The organism is Roseburia sp. CLA-AA-H209, assembly GCF_020687575.1.
In the GTDB taxonomy this organism is placed as follows: domain Bacteria; phylum Bacillota; class Clostridia; order Lachnospirales; family Lachnospiraceae; genus Roseburia_C; species Roseburia_C amylophila.
This window is the reverse complement of record NZ_JAJEQU010000057.1, coordinates 1-1,192: the sequence shown is the minus strand read 5'-3', so window position 1 is coordinate 1,192 and position 1,192 is coordinate 1. Positions and strand designations below refer to the sequence as shown.

At 41.4% G+C, this 1,192-nt stretch carries 2 protein-coding genes and 1 pseudogene; 1 reads left to right on the top strand and 2 read right to left on the bottom strand.

Annotated elements, in window-relative coordinates:
* Window positions 1-93: 93 nt before the first annotated feature.
* On the bottom strand, window positions 94-408 hold the full coding sequence (locus LKD41_RS15595) for a hypothetical protein (RefSeq protein ID WP_014080633.1): 315 nt from the start codon (window positions 406-408) through the stop codon (window positions 94-96).
* Between the two features lie 263 nt (window positions 409-671).
* Complete coding sequence (locus tag LKD41_RS15590) at window positions 672-902, bottom strand: helix-turn-helix domain-containing protein (RefSeq protein ID WP_008115699.1); 231 nt, start codon at window positions 900-902, stop codon at window positions 672-674.
* A 174-nt stretch (window positions 903-1,076) separates the two neighbouring features.
* Here LKD41_RS15590 and LKD41_RS15585 point away from each other — a divergent pair.
* Window positions 1,077-1,192, top strand: a pseudogene (locus LKD41_RS15585) (helix-turn-helix domain-containing protein); the annotation flags it as partial.

Sequence of the window (1,192 nt, the reverse complement as noted above, 5' to 3'; positions counted from 1 at the left end):
GTGGCAAACTTATAAGGACGACCTCTGGTTGTCCATAAGTGCGCCCTTCATTCAAAGGCAATGAAGGGAATGGAAAAACCACTCCCTCCGCCATTACACTTCCTCCATATCTGTAAGTGGCTCTTTCTGCATCGCCTTTGAGAAAAACTTTCCGTTTGTTTCCTGCCTTTTTAAGAAGCCTATCAACTTTGGTAAATCTTCCTCCTCAATCGGACAGCCAAGAACCGATTCCACCGCACCGCCAATCTGACAGAGCCTGTGGGTTCGTTTTTTACTTTCCTCGGCTTTCTTTCTCTTTTCCAGTTCCTTTCGCTGTGCAATGAGCTTTTTGGTAGCTTCGATGCTTTCCTGTTCCTTTTTCTCTAATGCACGTATTCTTTCTTCATAAGTCTTTGTTGATTTCGCCATATCGTCTTCATCCTTTCTCTTATAATCAAATCTTGCTCTGCTAAGATTTGGCACACGATTCTGGTCAGCTCTGTTGACATAATTCCAATCAGAATCGTGGTGCATCCTTGCGGAGCATTATCTTGTCGATGTTTTTCCGACAAGATAAACATTAGTTCCCGGTTGCATATCAGGAGAAGCACATGGTATAATCCTCTTGCGTGTAGGTATATCATGGCTTCGGTCTGATAGAACCTTTGGCGGTTTCGTAGGAAGCCGCCTTTTTAAGTTGCCACATTTCTTGTGACAGTTTTTACATTTCCTTTATCCCTCAGATCTCGCCCCTCGTTGGCTTCCATGAACTTTTCCAGAATGTCAGTTTTAATAAGGACTTTTCTTCCGACTTTTAATACCGGAAGTTTCTTCCATTCAACCAGCTTTCTCAAAGTGTTTCTGCCAATTCCTGTATAGTCGGCTGCTTCCTCGATGGATAATGCAATCTTTCTTTCCGTCATCTTGTCACCTCCTTATGAATTGCATTATGCAATTTTTGTTGTGCTGTTAGTATAGCGGTTTTATATTGTGTTGTCAAGCGTTATGAAATTTTAAAAATAATTATTATATTGCATATTGCAATTATGTGAGGTACATGCTATAATTCATACATACCGAAAAAGGAGGCAATCAGCATGAAAGATAAAGAACTACGCAAGCTGATTGGCAGCAGGGCAAAACAGCGTCGTCTGGAATTAAATCTGACACAGCCTTATGTTGCAGAGAAGATGGGAGTTACCGCTTCCACAAT

Excerpts from the sequence above, each read along its gene's own strand:
- LKD41_RS15595 (WP_014080633.1), bottom strand. The coding sequence starts at position 408 with ATGGCGAAATCAACAAAGACTTATGAAGAAAGAATACGTGCATTAGAG.
- LKD41_RS15590 (WP_008115699.1), bottom strand. The coding sequence starts at position 902 with ATGACGGAAAGAAAGATTGCATTATCCATCGAGGAAGCAGCCGACTAT.